The following is a 16,151-nucleotide window of genomic DNA, read 5'->3' on the forward strand; positions in this document are numbered from 1 at the left end:
ACTCCCACTATCATTATTATCTCTACGTCCCACAAGGTATTTGGGGGATCTAGAAATTTGTACCCGGCGGATAAATCCGACCCGTAGACAGAAGAGTTTATTTTCTTATAGCAGGGTCACCTAATAATTGACCCCATCCATTTATCTATTAATCATTAAGAAATTCACAAAGTAATCGATGAAAATGATGAGTCCCTTGTTCTTTGGTAGGAGAAAATCGCCCAGTTTCATAAAAACGAGAACGAATTCCTTGTTGGACTGATTCCACAACTGCCTCATCCTCACGCTCTACTTTATCCAAGTCACCGCCTGCTCCTTTGCCTAATTTGGTTTCATCAAGCACATAGGTAAGAAATGAAACTTTAGTTAATGCCGGTCCTAATGGTTTCACTACATTCACAGAGCATCCCCAGGGATAAAAATTAAGCATTGTATTTGGAAAAATCCAGTAATAATAAGCAGCGACTTGTTTGCCATAATCTTGTGAGTCTTTAGGTAAATCAAAATGTTCCTCACCATGGCTCGCAAGCGCCAATTGCAAATTACAATAACGATAAAGCTCTGTAGTATAGGTAGTACAATCAATTACTTTTCTTAATGAATGATGAACAAAAGGGATGTGTAATGCTTCAAGATAGTTTTCGCAATACAATGCCCAGTGTGCCTTAACCACATAATCTCGGGAACGATGAATATCCAGACGCATTCTTTCAATGGGCAGCCAGGAAAGACGTTCCCTTATATCTGCAAATACTTCCCTAAAGGGAACTAATGGTGCGAGTGACGCAAAAAGAAATAGCTTTTCCAAGCAATCAAAAGGGATTTTTGCCAAATTGTCCTTTGACGTTGGAAAATCACACGTTTTTTCAAATTCAGGCATATGGAGAAACTCCCCACAAAGATTGAATCGACGTCCATGATAGGAGCATTTTATTTTTTCTACCGAACAGGGAGCTTCAATCAAAATTTTTCCTCTATGGGTGCATACATTGCTAAGGCAATGAAAACGGTCTTGTTCCTCACGGACAAATAATAAGGGCTCATCGAGCAATCCAGGCAATAAAGTAAAAGGCACCAGCTGCCCTTCTAATCGCAAACTTTCTGTGCTGGTGCAAAACTGCCAAGTTCTCGCAAATATTTTTTCTTTGGCTTGTTCGAAACAATCAACTGACGTATAAAAACGTGAGGGTAATGTAGACGCTTTTGCTATATCGGGATCGACGTAGAAATTATTCATGATCAACTTCCTTATTAATAGTTCCTATCCTGCCTATCGGGCGGGCATTTTTGGCGATATTAAATCACCAAATACCCTTGTTATCCATATGTTTATGATTAGACCGAATCACTACTGACAAAAACTGTCAGTACGCTCGTTTAAACTCAAATCTCCATTCAATTAAAAGGAGACTTTAATGTATCTTGATCCTAATTTAATAATTTTTTATGTTGATAATCCTCAGGTGAGCGAGCAATTTTATGAGCGTTTATTCAACTCTCAGCCTATTCAATCATCACCTACTTTTGTCATGTTCTTATTAAAATCAGGTATGCGGCTCGGCTTATGGTCAAAACACACCGTTGAGCCGCCTGCAGCAGCAAATGGTGGGGGTAGTGAGCTTTCGTTGCAAGTCCAAAATGACCCTTTAGTTGACGAACTTCACACGCTCTGGCAAAAAGAAAACATTCAAATTGCCCAAGCACCAACAATGATGGATTTTGGCTATACCTTTGTGGCGTTGGATCCCGATAACCATCGCCTTCGTATTTTCTCATTGAAACTCGATAATAGTGTCTCTTGATCCGCTCTAAGCCAAGATTCTCGTAATTGTTTCCGCCTACATACTGCGCCCAGGCGCAGTATCCAATCTTGATTAAAAGAATTCAGAATACATGAAGCCTATTACTCGATATACGTATAAGCACGGTAAATACGGGAGTTATAAAAAAATTTATTCTTTTTAGAACGATCAATAGAAGCGAAACCCAGAATCGTACTCCTACATCAACCTTCTGAGTTTCACTTTAGATTTCCTATGAATAGTCTGAATTACTCTTCTACTGTAATATCAATTTTTTTCTCAACTGCCATTTCCTTTTTTGGAATCGATATTTCCAGAACCCCATGTCTGTATTTAGCACTTATTTTTGCGTCATCTACTGTTTGCGGCAAGCTAAAGCGGCGATAAAATTGACCTTGTGAGCGCTCCATTCGTGTGTACTCATTTTTGTTTTCAGTTTTCTCAAAATGGCGTACTCCACGAAGTGTTAAAATATTATGCTCTAATGATATCTGGATGTTATCCTTATCCACACCTGGTACATCCGCTAGAACTAAAAAGCGCTCCTTCTCTTCTTTAATATCGACAGGTGGGGTCCATGTACTCGTATCTACTATAGAAGAGTCTTGTTGCCCTTTGAAAAAACTATCCAAAATCGAACCGATTTCATTGTATACAGGAAAATAATCACGTCTTACAATACTCATAACCCTCTCCTAATGTTGTTTTACATATCTAGGAACATAGAGTCGATTTGTTAAAATTCAAGGGCTACAAATACGATTATTTACATCAGTTTTCTAAGGAAAATAAATTTTTAAAAAAAGTATATGCGTTTTTAAGATTAAGTTATTATCACTGAAGGACGATTTCTAATTAAAAACGGAGTATATCAATGCAATACCTAACAAAAATCTTGGCCTTAACTTTTGGTTTGACATGGGCTATCACAAGCATGGCAAGCGCACCTGCTGCAGAAGTACCTATTTTAGGAAAAACAATAACTCAAGCCAAACAACAAAACATGACACCCAAACAGGCATTACAACGTTTGAAAGATGGAAACCAACGATTTTTAAACAATACCTCCATTCCCAGAGATTATTTAAAACAAGCACACCAATCTTCTTACGGACAGTATCCGTTTGCAGTTGTTCTTAATTGTATGGATTCTCGCAGTGTTCCGGAGTTATTTTTTGACCAAGGCTTAGCTGATTTATTTACCTTGCGCGTTGCGGGAAATGTACTCAATGATGATATTCTAGGCAGCATGGAATTTGCAACTAAAGTAGTGGGTTCTCGACTCATCGTTGTTTTAGCACATACTTCATGCGGTGCTGTAAGCGGTGCATGCAGTGGTGTAGAACTCGGCCATTTGACTGATGTGATAAATAAAATTAAACCTGTGGTACAAATGAGCATGGAAGAGCAAGGAACAAAAAATTGCTCGGATCCCAAATTAATTGATGCTATGGCTAAAGCCAATGCCCTTAGAATCGTCAGAGAGATGCAAGAACGAAGTCCCATTCTTAAAGATTTAATTACTAAAAAACAAGTAGGGATTGTAGCAGGATTACATGATATCAAAACCGGAAAAGTACAATTTTTCGAAGAAGAACGTTCTGTACCCAATTAAAGTTATGTTGCCTGGGTGAAGTTTCGTTGCGCCCAGGCTAACTTCAATCCCTTAGGAAGTCTTTTTTAACGTATCCATCAAGATCGTTTCAAGTTGTTCCTGGTTTACTGCAGTACATACACGGACAATATTCCCCTTTTCATCCACTTTAGTAGTACCTGATTGATCTTCCGGGTTTAATACAACGCTCAATTTTTTATTTATTGACTTAACAATTGAACTATCATGCGCTACTACTGCTGAAAGCACATCCCAAAAATACCACTTATGGTCAAATATCTCAGCTTCATTACGATGAAAAAGCTCATAAAAAAATTTATTACCCAAACTATTTTGATTTTGTTTTAATTTCAGATAAAACTCTTTAGTTACCGGAACTTGATTAGTTACATCCAGACCAATCAAAGTAATAGGAATTCCTGAACGAAATACTTTGTCGGCAGCATGAGGGTCAACGTAAATATTCCATTCTGCAGTGTTATTTCGAATTGAGTGATCTAACTCAATCAGATTCCCCGTACTATCTACGGCACCACCCATAACATAAATCCTTTTAATTTTATTCTTTATCCTGGGCATTTGAGTCACTAACTCACCCAGATTTGTTAGGGGTCCAATAGCTAAAATCTCAACGGGATCTTTTGAATTCTTTAAAGTAGATGTCAACAATTGCATTGCACTTTGTGAGTTGGATACTTCAACTTTGGGCAACAAATTTGCAGCACCTGCTAAATCATCTGCTTGTTTACGAAGCCAATTAGGAAATTGATGGGTACCAACCATGGGTGTATCGCGCCCGCAAGCTAATGGAATGTTTTCATGATGCGTCAATGCTAATAATCCAGCAACATTCCGCAATCCTGCTGGGCAATGTGATTCTCCAGTACCTACCACGGTAATTGCCTTAATTTCGATATCTTTTTGTGCTAACAAATAGAACATCGCTAATTCATCGTCGATTCCTACATCCGTATCAATAATAAAAGGTCTATCAGCATGTGCTAAAGAAAATAATAAAGAGAAAATAAAAACCACCGTTTGTTTTGCAAAATTCATAATCCATCTCCCGATTCCACATATAATTTTTTAATAGTTAATACTGCAACGAAACAAAAAATGGCACTCAAAGTTAGGTAAAAACTGGGAGCAAGATTACTATTTAATGACTGGATTAAATAAGTCGTAATAAACGGGGTTAACCCTCCAAAAAAAGCGAATGCCAGATTATAAGAAATAGCAATCCCGGTATAACGAATCGGCACCGGGAATAACTCAACAAGTATGCTGGGATAAACCATAATAGAGCTACTTAATATAGCAAAAATAAATAAGCTTACTATAAGCAACAAAGTGGTCTGTTGGGATAAAGTAACGAATAAAATATAACTTAACAAAATAAACCCAACCGATCCGATCAAAAGAATCACTTTACGGCCCAACCGATCACCACACCAACAAAAAAACACCAGCAGCAAGGAATAAAAACCTAAATTAATTGTATTGAGTAAGGTTGCTTGTTGTGTGGGATAAGCAAGAACCGTTGAGAGGTAGGTAGGCATATAGAGGAATAATAAATTAATCATTACAGAACCTAGACAGGTTAAACCAATTCCTTGCAAAATATTGCGCCAGTAAAGGGTCATTGCCTCAACAAAAGGAATTCGTGTATTTTCTGATGAATTTTTAAATGCAAGAAATAAGGGACTTTCAGACAATTGTTTGCGAATATAGAAACTGAACACACCAAGTAATCCACCAAAAACAAATGGAATCCGCCAACCATAGCTTAATAATTGAGCATTTGAGAGTTGGTTGGTTAAAATTAAACTAATCACCGCGCCCAGTAAAATACCTAAATTTAGGCAAGCGAAAATAATGCCACAAGCCAGAGCTCTGAAACGAGGATTAACATGCTCGCAAGTGAAGGTTAATGCTCCAGGAATTTCACCACCAATTGATAGTCCTTGCAATAAACGAAGCACAATTAAAAAAACACTCGCAGAAATCCCTATCTGTTGATAAGTGGGTAAACATCCAATAAGCACCGTGGGAAGAGCCATCAAGAGCACTGAAAAAATGAATGTCTTTTTGCGACCGTATTTATCTCCAAAATGACTAAAGACAAGACCACCTAACGGACGAATTAAATATCCAATGGCAAAAACCGCATAAACACTCATCAATGAAGCAAATTTGTCTGTTTCTGGAAAAAAAATCTGACTAATGATTGGTGCGAAAATAACATAAATGACAAAATCATAAAATTCCAACGCCCCACCTAAAGAAGCAAGAAAAATAATTTTCCGTTCATTAGACTTTAATTTCGACTTATGCATTTTGCAGATCCTTGTCACATAAAATTTCTGTAAAATACCATAACTTTACCTCGCTCACATGAATTTTTTAAACCAACTCTCATCTCCTTACGTTTAAATATTTTCTTCAATAGTTCTTTTTTCTGAATTTTAGTAACATCAATAAAATCGATCATTGTTTCAGTCCAAGATGAAAAAACATATTATTTCTGAACAAGTTATTCGGCGAGTAGAATCAGCCGTAACTCAAGAACATATAGAAGCGTACAAAAAAGATGGGGCTGTTTGTATTCGTCAAATTCTTACCCCCATAGAAATAGAATTACTCTGTAATGGTATCGAACTCAATCTGAACTCCCCAAGCCCACGGGTCAAAATTGCGAGTAAAAGTGAGGATCCAGGACGATTTATTGAAGATTTTTGTACCTGGCAAACCAATTCTTATTACCAACAATTCATCTTTGAATCGCCGGTTAGCCTTATTGCAGCCAAACTTATGGAAAGTAAAAAATCACGACTCTACCATGATCATCTTTTAGTTAAAGAGTCTAGCACGCAACAACGAACACCATGGCATCAAGATCAGCCTTATTACAATATTGAAGGAACCCAAAATTGCAGTTTATGGATCCCTGTTGATCCAGTATCTCGTATTTCTACCTTAGAGTTTATTGCAGGCTCTCATTTAGGACCGTGGTTTATGCCTCGATCCTTTATGGATAGCCAGGCAAAATGGTTTCCAGAAGGAAGCCTCGCAGAGCTTCCTGATATTGACTCAAAACGTGAAGACTACCCTATTATCGGGTGGGAAATAACTCCAGGTGATGTAGTTTGCTTTCATATGCTTACTCTTCATGCTGCAGGCGGAGTAGGTTCTCAGAAACGTCGAGTTTTCTCAGTACGTTTTCTCGGTGATGATGCGATCCATGCACCACGAAAATGGGCTACTTCCCCTGATTTTCCGGGGTTAAGCGAGCAACTTCCAGAAGGCGCACAAATGGACCATCCTTTATTTCCTGTCGTTTGGGAGTCCTAAACTCTTTAACTCAGTATAAATTACAGGTCTCGTCTTAGAATTTTATTTAGTTATTACCTTAAAAAGAAACAACAACCAAATTTTTACAATAAAAATTCTGTTTTTTTTCTTAAAAATAAGCAATACTTCTTTCTGAATAAATCGTGGTAAAACCTATGGTTAAAATAAGGCCTTTTCTTAAATGGGCGGGGAGTAAATACAACTGTTTGGAAAAGATTATTCCCTTTCTTCCTCCAGGTAAACGCTTAATTGAGCCTTTTGCCGGCTCGGGCGTCGTTTTTATGAATACAAATTATTCATCCTATTTGTTAGCTGAAAGTAATTTTGATTTAATTTATCTTTTCACAACCTTGCAGCAACAAGGGGATGCGTTCATTAAACAATGCGAAACCTATTTCAGCCCAGAATTCAACCATAAAGAAAAATATTATCAAATAAGATCTGATTTTAATGCCTCTCTTCATTCTGCGCAAAAATCTGCGCTTTTTCTTTACCTAAACCGACACGGTTATAATGGATTATGCCGCTATAATTCGAAAGGAATCTATAACGTTCCTTTTGGGCTTTACAGCAAACCCTATTTTCCACGCAAAGAAATGCAGCTCTTTCACTCAAAAAGCCAACAAACAGAATTCATTCATAATGATTTCAGAAAAACTTTTGAATATGCAGAACGAGGGGATGTAATTTATTGCGACCCTCCTTATGTACTTCTTTCAGAGAAATCACATCACTTACCCTATACTAAAAAGCTGTTTACAACCGAAGATCAAATCGAATTGACCGAATTAGCTAAAGAAACAGCGGCTCGGGGAATTCCAGTGATACTTTCCAATCACGATACTGAATTTACTCGTTACCACTACAGAAAAGCCGAAATTAAAAGTTTTCCCGTGTCACGTTTTATTAATTGCCAAGGATCACTACGGCGTCCAGTAAACGAGTTAATTGCAATATTTAATTAATTTGAAAGCTGAGGAGGAGTAGGTGAAGTGAAACTCGGGATCAGTAACCTTATTAAACCTGGGTTTCGCTTCGCTTCACCCAGGCTTCAGGATTAATTAATTTGATGATCTTTATGATCTTTGATAAAGAATGCAAGAATAGTAACCAGTAATAATGAAAGGGGTAATATAGATAAAGCTACCTGGTAATCTACCACTGTATAAATATGCTCTCCCTCCACAATGCCACTATCACCAAAAGTATCCAGTAATTTACCTACTAAAGGTTGGAAAATAACCCCACCAAGTGTAACGATCATATTGGTGGCTGCAAAGACCGTACCTGATAATTGAGCTCCACTGCATTCCTTAGCCATAATAAATACAATAATTTCCGTGGCACTAAAGACACCATACAAGAACAATAAGACATTTAAACTTAAATAGGATAACCCAGGCAGATAGAGTACAAGACTTATACAAATCAACGCCAAAATTGCACCTAACACTAGAGGTAACAAACGTCTGCCAGTACGATCCGATAAATAACCCGCTATAGGAGCACCCACCGCCCAACCTAAGAAGACTGCAGAGACCGTCCTGGCAGCCTCAACTTTAGTCAAATGGTGCGCTTGTTCCAAGTACGTTTTTCCCCATAACTCACCGAATACAGATAAAGAGGTATACAAACAAGCTCCAACAAAACCGATAACCCAAACTTCTGGAGCCATTAATACTTTAAGAACATTTCTGAAAAATTCAGGTAAAGGATGTTTATTGGGGTGATGTCCTTCGGGACCATCACGTACCACGAGAAACATCAGCACACTCAAACCCGAGCCTACAATGGCAATAAAGAACAACACATGTTCCCAACCAATGCTCTGAGACCACTCGGTAATCTTCACTTCACCATACACAAGACCTAACATCCCTAAAGTAGTCATCAAGCCTGCAACTAAAGAAAAATAACGTCGGGGCAACCAATGTAATGCCAGAGAGAGGACTCCCACAAATGCAAATGAAGAACCAAATCCTACGAGAAAGCGACCTGCCCCAACCAAAAACATAGAGGAGGTCAAGGTAAACATCCAGGAACCCACGGTACAACAGATGCAGGCAAAAGTTAGAAGCCGTCTAGGACCAAATCGATCCATGAGCATTCCTACAGGCATTTGCATCGGCGAGTAAGCGAAATAATATAAAGCAGATATTTGACCAAAAGTAGTCGCTGAAATATGCCCCAACGCAATACTTAGCTCAGTCTGCAAAACACCTGGAATTATGCGTAAGATAAACTCATAGCAATAAAAAATTGCCCCAACGAAGCAGATAAACATGCCAAAGAGCATTTGTTTTCTTGATACAGTATTATTTAGGTGCATGTGCGTGAGTTTCCCTTAAAAAGAAAGTTAATAAAGCAGCAATAAACATACTAAGAGGTATGAAAGCCAGCGCAATGCGATAATCAGTCACGTTATAAAGCTTATTTACGTTTTCAACAACCAACGCTGAAGAAAGGGAGGTTCCACTGCGAACGGAATAGCTGAAATCCAATAAATGTCCTACCAAAGGTTGTAATAACATTCCCCCAAGCATGACAATCATGTTTGTAAATGCCATAGCTGTACCTGCAGCCTCTCCAGGACTCAATTCCCTTCCCACCGCAAATACAATCGCTTGCGCACTATAAAATAAGCCTAAGAAAAACATGAGTATTTGTACATTAGTTTCAGTTAAACCCGGGAAGTACAGAATGACTAGCATAAGAACAGTAGCGATACTTGCACCTAGAAACATAGGTAACTTTCTACGCCCTATGCGGTCAGAAAAATAACCCATTAGTGGGGCGCCTATGGTAAAGCCCAAAAAGAGCAATGAGTTTGCTAAACCAGCGGCATGCGCAGATAAGCCGTGTGCATGTCTTAAATAGGGAATGCCCCATAACTCAGCAAAAACAGTTGTCGGCAAATAAACCATACAACCGTACAATCCATTAATCCATATTTGTTTATTGCTCAATATTATATTTAAATCAATTAAGCCGATTTTAAAATTAGAAACAGTACCACTTTGTCTATACCTACCTTTTTTATCATGGATGCCTAACCATAAAACAAAAGTTAATACGATCCCAAAAAATGCCGTCATATTTAGGGTTTTAATCCATCCCAATTTAGTGACGAAAAGCTCTAAAAAATTATCCCCCAGCATGGCACCGACTGTTCCTAATGCTGAGGTAATTCCAGAGACCATAGCGAGTTTATTCTCAGGCAACCAAATTGTAGCAAGTTTTAATACTCCCACAAAGGCAAAAGCAGAGCCTAATCCTACTAAAAATCGTCCTGAAGCTGCAACCCAAAACGAGGTTGTACCTGTGAATAAAAATGTTCCAACAACACAAATGAAACAGGCTACAGTTAACAATCTTCGAGGACCATAGCGATCCATCATAATCCCTACAGGTAATTGCATAGGGACATATGCATAATAATATATAGATGAAATGTGCCCAAAACCTGTTGCAGACAAATTAAAATGCTCACGTAAAGCAGTTTCCATGACACTAGGTGCTATTCGAAGCAAATATTCGTAACTGTAAAATACCGCTCCAAGACCACAAATAAGCCATCCAATTAATGCGTAATTTCTCCGGTTTTCAGAAAGCAAAGTAATCTCCTTAACTATTTGTTAGGCAAGAACAAGCACTGTTTCAAAATTCAACAGTAAAATTCATACCTACAATTCACCTATTTTTACCCCGAGCGCAAAACAGGAACATCTCACATGGCATACTGCTACACCTTGAGATCCCTCATGCATTCGGGATGCTACTTTTATTCTAAATTACAACTTACTTGATTCGCGCCGCTTGCTATTGCAGCTTCAGCCACAGCAGCAGGGACTCGTTCTCTTAAACGAGGGTCAATAGGCTTGGGAATGATGTAGTTAGGGCCAAAATCCCAATGCGTAACACCTGGGTAATTATCCTTCACTACCTGGGGAACAGGCTCATGCACCAGTTGACGGATAGCTTCAACTGCCGCAATTTGCATCGATTGATTAATACACTTGGCACGCACATCCAACGCACCACGAAAAATATAGGGAAAACACAACACATTATTGACTTGGTTAGGATAGTCACTACGTCCAGTAGCAATAACCAAATCATTACGTACTTGAAATGCTAATTCAGGTCTGATTTCAGGATCAGGGTTAGATAAAGCAAAAATAACAGGCTTAGGTGCCATCAATTTTAATAGATCTGCGTCCAACAAATTCGGTTTGGCAACTCCAATAAATACATCTGCATCTACCAGTGCATCAGCTAGAGTCCGGCATTCAGTCGTACGTGCAAAAGCAAATTTATAAGCATTTAGATCGGCACGACCTGAATGGATAACTCCCTTAGTATCCAAAAGTAACATATTCTCTTTATGGGCGCCCATTGCAACAAGCAATCGCATCGAAGCAATTCCCGCAGCTCCTGCACCAATACATACAATTTTGGCATCAGATAATTTTTTTTGCTGCAATTCAAGGGCATTTAGCAAAGCTGCGGCAACCACTATAGCAGTACCATGCTGGTCATCATGAAATACAGGAATATTCAATTGCTCAATTAACGCCTGCTCAATCTCAAAACATTCCGGAGCTTTAAGATCTTCTAGGTTAATTCCTCCGAAAGTGGGGGCAATACGTTTGGCTGTAGAGATAAATGCTTGAGAATCATGAGCATCAATTTCGATGTCAAATACATCAATACCTGCAAAACGCTTAAATAAAACAGCTTTACCTTCCATAACTGGTTTACTCGCAAGAGGTCCAAGATCCCCCAAACCCAGCACCGCAGTACCATTAGTCATTACAGCAACTAAATTTCCCTTATTAGTGTAACGATAAGCATCTTCGGGGTTTTCTGCTATTGCAATCACCGGGGCAGCCACACCCGGTGTATAAGCTAGAGACAAATCACTCTGAGAGTCAGTTGATTTGGTAATATGAACACCAAGTTTTCCGGGAGTTGGAAACTCATGATAATCCAATGCGCACTGCTTTAAAACGTCATTATCCAAAGTACTCACTCTCTTACACAGAAATAAAACTTAAGTAAGGTCAAAAAATCCTACCAACCATTATTCAATTTATTGTACAACCATTGTGCTACAGGCACACAAACATCTGACTATGAACCCTTAATAAAATATAAGAGAAACAGCCAATGGATGATAAGATGGAGACAATAATTGGACGTCAAGAACCTGCGACACCGAAATTAGCATTGCAGGAACAATCTGTCAATAAGATATACTTCGAATGAAGTATATTTAAATAAGGCGCAAATAACGCGCGCCTTATTTCGTTTCTTCTTTAGCAGCTTGAGTAGAACGCTGGCTATAACGATCACGGAACTTCTGAACACGACCACCAGTATCTACTAATTTTTGTTTACCAGTATAAAAGGGATGACATTGTGAGCATACTTCAATGTTCAAATCTTTACATAAAGTTGAACGGGTTTCAAATTCCTCACCGCAACTGCATATTACTTTAACTTTTTTATATTCTGGATGAATTGATGCCTTCATAATACGACTCTCTATAGTTTAAATGAGTATCGCCACCTGAACCCAACGCCAGGCACCATACTCTGTACAAATGACGCAAAACAATAGCAGAAAAACTGTTGTAAAGCAATTTTTATCAAAAGGAAACCGCGGTTATACCCTCTTGGTCTATTAAATGAAACAATGATCTCAATATTTCAACATCATTGAAACAAAATAGGCACGATTGGTCTACGCTTATAAAAACGAATTAATTTAACAGGAGTTAAAATGAAAAAACTGGAACTCTATAAGCTTGAAACACCAAATGACCTCGATATAAGGGATCGTCGCAAAATTGCTGAGGCGGTTAATCCTCTTTTGGCTGATACATTTGCCTTATTTGTTAAAACCAAAAATTTCCATTGGCATATGACAGGACCTCATTATCGGGATTATCATCTTTTATTAGATGAGCAAAGTGAACAAATTTTTGCGATGATTGATGTTTTAGCCGAACGGGTACGCAAATTAGGAGAACGGACAATTCACTCTATTGGAGAGATTAAACAATTACAAACGCTTCGAGATACCAATGAAACCCTATCTGCAGAGGATATGCTGCAAAATCTACTGGAAGATAATAAAGGGTTCTTAAAAAATTTACGAAAAGTTCATGAGGTATGTAGCAAAAAAAATGATTTCGCTACCACGAGTATCTTGGAAGTTTATATTGATGAAACAGAACGACGAATTTGGTTTCTATTTGAAACCTTGCAAAATAAGTAATGAAAATCTAATGTGCCTGGGTGAAGGCGAAGCCGGAACCCGGGTTCATAAACTCATCTACCCTACCCGATTTCTACTCCGCTACATTTAACTCACATTAAGATCGAGCTCAACCCATACAGGTGCGTGATCGGAAGGCCTTTCTGATTTACGTGGCTCCTTATCAATCACTGCTTGCCTACATAACCCATTAAGTGTTTTACTCAATAAAATATGATCAATACGTAAGCCTCGGTTACGTCTAAATGCCCCCGCACGATAATCCCACCAACTGAATATTTGTTCCTCCTGCATAAAATTTCTAAAACTGTCATGTAAGCCAAGTTGTAATAATTGCATAAAGGCTTCTCGTTCAGCAGGACTAACCAATACAGATCCAATCCATTCAGCAGGATCATGGACATCTCGATCTTCAGGAGCGATATTAAAATCTCCCACTACAGCTAAATTGGGGAAAACACTCATTTGCTGCTGAATAAAAGCAGTAACTTTTTGCAACCAATTTAATTTGTATTGATATTTATCTGAAGTTAATTCAGACCCATTAGGAACATACAAATTGATCAAGCGAATACCTGCGATCGTAACCACCAAAATACGTCGTTGTGGATCAATGAAATCAGGGATATCCGTGAGAACATCAGAAAAAGGATACCGACTTATTACAGCAACGCCGTTGTATGTCTTCTGTCCTGAAAATACAACATGATAGCCTTTTTCTATAAATGGGGTTATAGGGAAATTCTCATCAAGCAATTTTGTTTCTTGGAGCGCAAGAACATCCACACGCGAAGAATCAAACCATTCCAAAACTTGATCCAACCGTATCTTCAAAGAATTCACATTCCAGCTTGCTAATTTAAGCACACCAATCTCCTTTATATTCAATTAACAAAGGAGCGTGATCTGATAAGCGGGGTTCACGAAAAATTCGACTGTCGACTACATGTTCTGTTAACCCAGGAGTAACCACTTGATAATCTATTCTCCACCCAACATTTTTGTCCCATGCACGTCCTCTAAAAGACCACCAAGTATATTGCTCTTCTTGTTGATTATGCACACGAAATGCATCAACAAAACCCATGGCTCCAAACAATTTATCCATCCAAGCCCGTTCTTCAGGTAAAAATCCAGAATTTTTCTGATTGCCTCGCCAGTTTTTTAAATCGATTTGTTTATGGGCAATATTATAATCACCACACACAATCAACTCCCGTCCCTCATTTTTTAATCGAATCAAATGTTCAGCAAATTGTTCGAGAAAACCATACTTGACCGTTTGACGCTCCTCACCACTAGTTCCAGAAGGTAAATAAAGCGAGACAATACTAAATTTTGGATAATCAAATTGAATGTAGCGACCTTCATTATCGCAATAATCAAACCCCATACCTCTTACGATACGATTCGGTTTGTGCCGTGCATAAATTGCCACTCCACTATACCCTTTCTTTTGTGCTGAATAATAATCACAGAAATAATCGCGTGGATAATATAATTCCTCCGGAATTAATTGTTCTGGCTGTGCCTTCGTTTCTTGTATACAAACAAAATCAGCATCTTGCATCGCAAGCCACTCATAAAATCCATTACGCGCTGCTGAACGTATCCCATTGGCATTAAAACTAATTACTTTCATTTTTTTCACTCAATTTATTTATTGCAGCCCGGACAAATCAAGAACGCCCAGATGCTATCATAAAAACTCTTTACTACGCTTTTAATTACCCCAATTAATGCTCCTTATTTTTGCACAATTTAAGAGCAGCTCGTGCCAAACGTTCACCTAAATGGCGGGCTAGATTAATTTCATCCTGACTCAGAGGTCGATCATTTGCAACGCCAGAAACATGCGTCGCACCGTAGGGTGTTCCACCACTCACTGTATCATTCAAAGAGGACTCCGAATAAGGCACACCCAATAAAATCATCCCTTGATGCAATAAAGGTAACATCATACTTAATAATGTAGTTTCCTGGCCTCCATGCATACTTGCAGAAGAAGAGAAAACGCAAGCTGGTTTATCTACTAAATCACCTGCCAGCCACAAAGAGGAAGTACTGTCCAGAAAATATTTCAAAGGAGCAGCCATATTTCCAAAACGGGTCGGGCTACCTAAAGCTAGTCCATGACACTGTCGCAAATCATCTAAAGTTACATAAGGCGCCCCCTCATCTGGAATCGTCTTATCAACTGCTTCACAGGTAGTAGAAACAGGGGGAACCGTTCTTAAACGTGCTTCAATCCCCCCAACACGTTCTACACCACGCGCAAGATATTGTGCTAATTGCGCTACCGAACCGGTGCGCGAATAATATAAAACTAAAACATAAGGATTAGACATCAAACAACTCCATTACCTTAAATCGAGGAAGCAGTTGGGCTTGAACAAATAGTACAGAACCTATCGGGTTTTTACTGATCATAACGGCTCAACTGCTTTTCCCAGGTTAAAATTTAAAATCATACTTTAATTGCGCTTCCAATTTCATTTCAATAAACTTTATTAGCTGATACAAAGCTCCTCCTTTTCTAGGTTTTAATGTTTTCAAATCAGAGACAATATCATCAGCTGAATCATAATAATTATTAACTGCCATATTCGCGATTATTTTACTTACTGCACGAACATGATGTCTATTCCAATATCCTGCAATCATACGTCCAATGAAGGAACCGAATAAACAATTTTCTTTAGTATAATCGATAAGCAATGCTTTGATTCTTCTATGATTGGAATTTCCCTTACTTTTATCCCAAATATTGGTATAAGCCTTGGAATCTAAGGAAAATTTTTGAGAATTAAAAAATGAATATGCTCTTACACCAATACAGGAAGAATGAGATTCATCATTTTCGGAAGAATCATCGGTGCCTTCTTCTAACTCAAGATCTTCACTTCTTATTGTAGCAATAGAACTCGGTTGATGTGACATTTTTTTCTCCTCCGTGAGAACAGCCGTTTTATAGAACTTGCAGTTTCTCTTTAATCACATACCAAAATTACAATTGAATCAAGTCCTGCGAAAATTAAAAAAGGGTACTCGGATAGGCCTAAAATTTTCCTTATATTGACATGCTTATTACAACGCGCAT

17 protein-coding genes are annotated in these 16,151 nt (G+C 38.3%); 5 read left to right on the forward strand and 12 right to left on the reverse strand.

Annotated features, from left to right (window positions below; genetic code table 11):
* Positions 1–148: 148 nt before the first annotated feature.
* Entirely contained in the window at positions 149–1,237 is a 1,089-nt protein-coding gene (locus ACWTE2_RS21905) for an SRPBCC family protein (RefSeq protein ID WP_454784356.1), read from the reverse strand.
* A gap of 178 nt (positions 1,238–1,415) precedes the next feature.
* On the opposite strand from ACWTE2_RS21905, the gene ACWTE2_RS21910 reads away from it, so the two are divergent.
* Positions 1,416–1,802 carry a VOC family protein gene (locus tag ACWTE2_RS21910; RefSeq protein ID WP_454784357.1) on the forward strand — a complete coding sequence of 129 codons (387 nt, stop codon included), beginning with the start codon at positions 1,416–1,418 and terminating at the stop codon, positions 1,800–1,802.
* 248 nt (positions 1,803–2,050) lie between these two features.
* Here ACWTE2_RS21910 and ACWTE2_RS21915 read toward each other — a convergent pair whose 3' ends face one another.
* Positions 2,051–2,488 carry an Hsp20/alpha crystallin family protein gene (locus ACWTE2_RS21915; RefSeq protein WP_182391338.1) on the reverse strand — a complete coding sequence of 146 codons (438 nt, stop codon included), beginning with the start codon at positions 2,486–2,488 and terminating at the stop codon, positions 2,051–2,053.
* A gap of 188 nt (positions 2,489–2,676) precedes the next feature.
* Between ACWTE2_RS21915 and ACWTE2_RS21920 the strand changes: the two genes are divergently transcribed.
* Entirely contained in the window at positions 2,677–3,417 is a 741-nt protein-coding gene (locus ACWTE2_RS21920) for a carbonic anhydrase family protein (RefSeq protein WP_454784358.1), read from the forward strand.
* A 51-nt stretch (positions 3,418–3,468) separates the two neighbouring features.
* On the opposite strand, the gene ACWTE2_RS21925 is transcribed toward ACWTE2_RS21920, so the two are convergent.
* Together ACWTE2_RS21925 and ACWTE2_RS21930 are read right to left on the reverse strand one after the other, a co-directional pair.
* Positions 3,469–4,473, reverse strand: coding sequence for a nucleoside hydrolase (locus tag ACWTE2_RS21925; protein ID WP_454784359.1), 1,005 nt, complete (start codon positions 4,471–4,473; stop codon positions 3,469–3,471).
* The gene (locus ACWTE2_RS21930; protein ID WP_454784360.1) at positions 4,470–5,753 is read right to left on the reverse strand and encodes an MFS transporter; all 1,284 of its coding nucleotides are present in this window, start codon (positions 5,751–5,753) and stop codon (positions 4,470–4,472) included. The genes ACWTE2_RS21925 and ACWTE2_RS21930 overlap by 4 nt, the downstream gene beginning before the upstream one ends.
* A gap of 169 nt (positions 5,754–5,922) precedes the next feature.
* Here ACWTE2_RS21930 and ACWTE2_RS21935 point away from each other — a divergent pair, with 169 nt between their 5' ends.
* Together ACWTE2_RS21935 and ACWTE2_RS21940 are read left to right on the forward strand one after the other, a co-directional pair.
* Positions 5,923–6,768: a phytanoyl-CoA dioxygenase family protein gene (locus ACWTE2_RS21935; protein WP_454784361.1), complete on the forward strand. Its 846-nt coding sequence runs from the start codon at positions 5,923–5,925 to the stop codon at positions 6,766–6,768.
* Positions 6,769–6,923: 155 nt separating this feature from the next.
* A complete protein-coding gene (locus ACWTE2_RS21940; RefSeq protein WP_182391343.1) occupies positions 6,924–7,733 on the forward strand; it encodes a DNA adenine methylase in 810 nt (269 codons plus the stop codon).
* Between the two features lie 92 nt (positions 7,734–7,825).
* On the opposite strand, the gene ACWTE2_RS21945 is transcribed toward ACWTE2_RS21940, so the two are convergent.
* The 4 genes from ACWTE2_RS21945 to rpmE all read right to left on the reverse strand — a co-directional run bounded on the left by ACWTE2_RS21945 (position 7,826) and on the right by rpmE (position 12,304).
* Complete coding sequence (locus tag ACWTE2_RS21945) at positions 7,826–9,097, reverse strand: MFS transporter (RefSeq protein WP_182391344.1); 1,272 nt, start codon at positions 9,095–9,097, stop codon at positions 7,826–7,828.
* Positions 9,084–10,382, reverse strand: a complete 1,299-nt coding sequence (locus ACWTE2_RS21950; RefSeq protein ID WP_182391345.1) for an MFS transporter — start codon at positions 10,380–10,382, stop codon at positions 9,084–9,086. The genes ACWTE2_RS21945 and ACWTE2_RS21950 overlap by 14 nt, the downstream gene beginning before the upstream one ends.
* A 167-nt stretch (positions 10,383–10,549) precedes the next feature.
* Entirely contained in the window at positions 10,550–11,791 is a 1,242-nt protein-coding gene (locus ACWTE2_RS21955; RefSeq protein ID WP_182391346.1) for a malic enzyme-like NAD(P)-binding protein, read from the reverse strand.
* A gap of 279 nt (positions 11,792–12,070) precedes the next feature.
* Positions 12,071–12,304: a 50S ribosomal protein L31 gene (gene rpmE, locus ACWTE2_RS21960; protein ID WP_182391347.1), complete on the reverse strand. Its 234-nt coding sequence runs from the start codon at positions 12,302–12,304 to the stop codon at positions 12,071–12,073.
* Between the two features lie 249 nt (positions 12,305–12,553).
* Between rpmE and ACWTE2_RS21965 the strand changes: the two genes are divergently transcribed.
* Positions 12,554–13,051, forward strand: a complete 498-nt coding sequence (locus ACWTE2_RS21965) for a Dps family protein (RefSeq protein WP_182391348.1) — start codon at positions 12,554–12,556, stop codon at positions 13,049–13,051.
* A gap of 87 nt (positions 13,052–13,138) precedes the next feature.
* On the opposite strand, the gene xth is transcribed toward ACWTE2_RS21965, so the two are convergent.
* From xth to ACWTE2_RS21985, 4 genes are all read right to left on the reverse strand, one after another.
* Positions 13,139–13,918, reverse strand: coding sequence for an exodeoxyribonuclease III (gene xth, locus ACWTE2_RS21970; protein WP_454784362.1), 780 nt, complete (start codon positions 13,916–13,918; stop codon positions 13,139–13,141).
* Positions 13,911–14,693 carry an exodeoxyribonuclease III gene (locus ACWTE2_RS21975; RefSeq protein ID WP_182391350.1) on the reverse strand — a complete coding sequence of 261 codons (783 nt, stop codon included), beginning with the start codon at positions 14,691–14,693 and terminating at the stop codon, positions 13,911–13,913. Before ACWTE2_RS21975 ends, xth begins: the two co-directional genes overlap by 8 nt.
* Before the next feature lie 94 nt (positions 14,694–14,787).
* On the reverse strand, positions 14,788–15,399 hold the full coding sequence (gene wrbA, locus ACWTE2_RS21980; protein ID WP_454784363.1) for an NAD(P)H:quinone oxidoreductase: 612 nt from the start codon (positions 15,397–15,399) through the stop codon (positions 14,788–14,790).
* Positions 15,400–15,505: 106 nt separating this feature from the next.
* Complete coding sequence (locus ACWTE2_RS21985) at positions 15,506–15,991, reverse strand: DUF5617 domain-containing protein (RefSeq protein ID WP_454784364.1); 486 nt, start codon at positions 15,989–15,991, stop codon at positions 15,506–15,508.
* Between the last annotated feature and the right edge of the window lie 160 nt (positions 15,992–16,151).

It is taken from the genome of Legionella nigrisilvae (assembly GCF_977063395.2).

Excerpts from the sequence above, each read along its gene's own strand:
- ACWTE2_RS21985 (WP_454784364.1), bottom strand. The coding sequence starts at position 15,991 with ATGTCACATCAACCGAGTTCTATTGCTACAATAAGAAGTGAAGATCTT.
- ACWTE2_RS21925 (WP_454784359.1), bottom strand. The coding sequence starts at position 4,473 with ATGAATTTTGCAAAACAAACGGTGGTTTTTATTTTCTCTTTATTATTT.
- ACWTE2_RS21945 (WP_182391344.1), bottom strand. The coding sequence starts at position 9,097 with ATGCACCTAAATAATACTGTATCAAGAAAACAAATGCTCTTTGGCATG.
- ACWTE2_RS21920 (WP_454784358.1), top strand. The coding sequence starts at position 2,677 with ATGCAATACCTAACAAAAATCTTGGCCTTAACTTTTGGTTTGACATGG.
- ACWTE2_RS21905 (WP_454784356.1), bottom strand. The coding sequence starts at position 1,237 with ATGAATAATTTCTACGTCGATCCCGATATAGCAAAAGCGTCTACATTA.
- ACWTE2_RS21935 (WP_454784361.1), top strand. The coding sequence starts at position 5,923 with ATGAAAAAACATATTATTTCTGAACAAGTTATTCGGCGAGTAGAATCA.
- wrbA (WP_454784363.1), bottom strand. The coding sequence starts at position 15,399 with ATGTCTAATCCTTATGTTTTAGTTTTATATTATTCGCGCACCGGTTCG.
- rpmE (WP_182391347.1), bottom strand. The coding sequence starts at position 12,304 with ATGAAGGCATCAATTCATCCAGAATATAAAAAAGTTAAAGTAATATGC.
- ACWTE2_RS21965 (WP_182391348.1), top strand. The coding sequence starts at position 12,554 with ATGAAAAAACTGGAACTCTATAAGCTTGAAACACCAAATGACCTCGAT.
- ACWTE2_RS21915 (WP_182391338.1), bottom strand. The coding sequence starts at position 2,488 with ATGAGTATTGTAAGACGTGATTATTTTCCTGTATACAATGAAATCGGT.
- ACWTE2_RS21975 (WP_182391350.1), bottom strand. The coding sequence starts at position 14,693 with ATGAAAGTAATTAGTTTTAATGCCAATGGGATACGTTCAGCAGCGCGT.
- ACWTE2_RS21940 (WP_182391343.1), top strand. The coding sequence starts at position 6,924 with ATGGTTAAAATAAGGCCTTTTCTTAAATGGGCGGGGAGTAAATACAAC.
- ACWTE2_RS21910 (WP_454784357.1), top strand. The coding sequence starts at position 1,416 with ATGTATCTTGATCCTAATTTAATAATTTTTTATGTTGATAATCCTCAG.
- ACWTE2_RS21930 (WP_454784360.1), bottom strand. The coding sequence starts at position 5,753 with ATGCATAAGTCGAAATTAAAGTCTAATGAACGGAAAATTATTTTTCTT.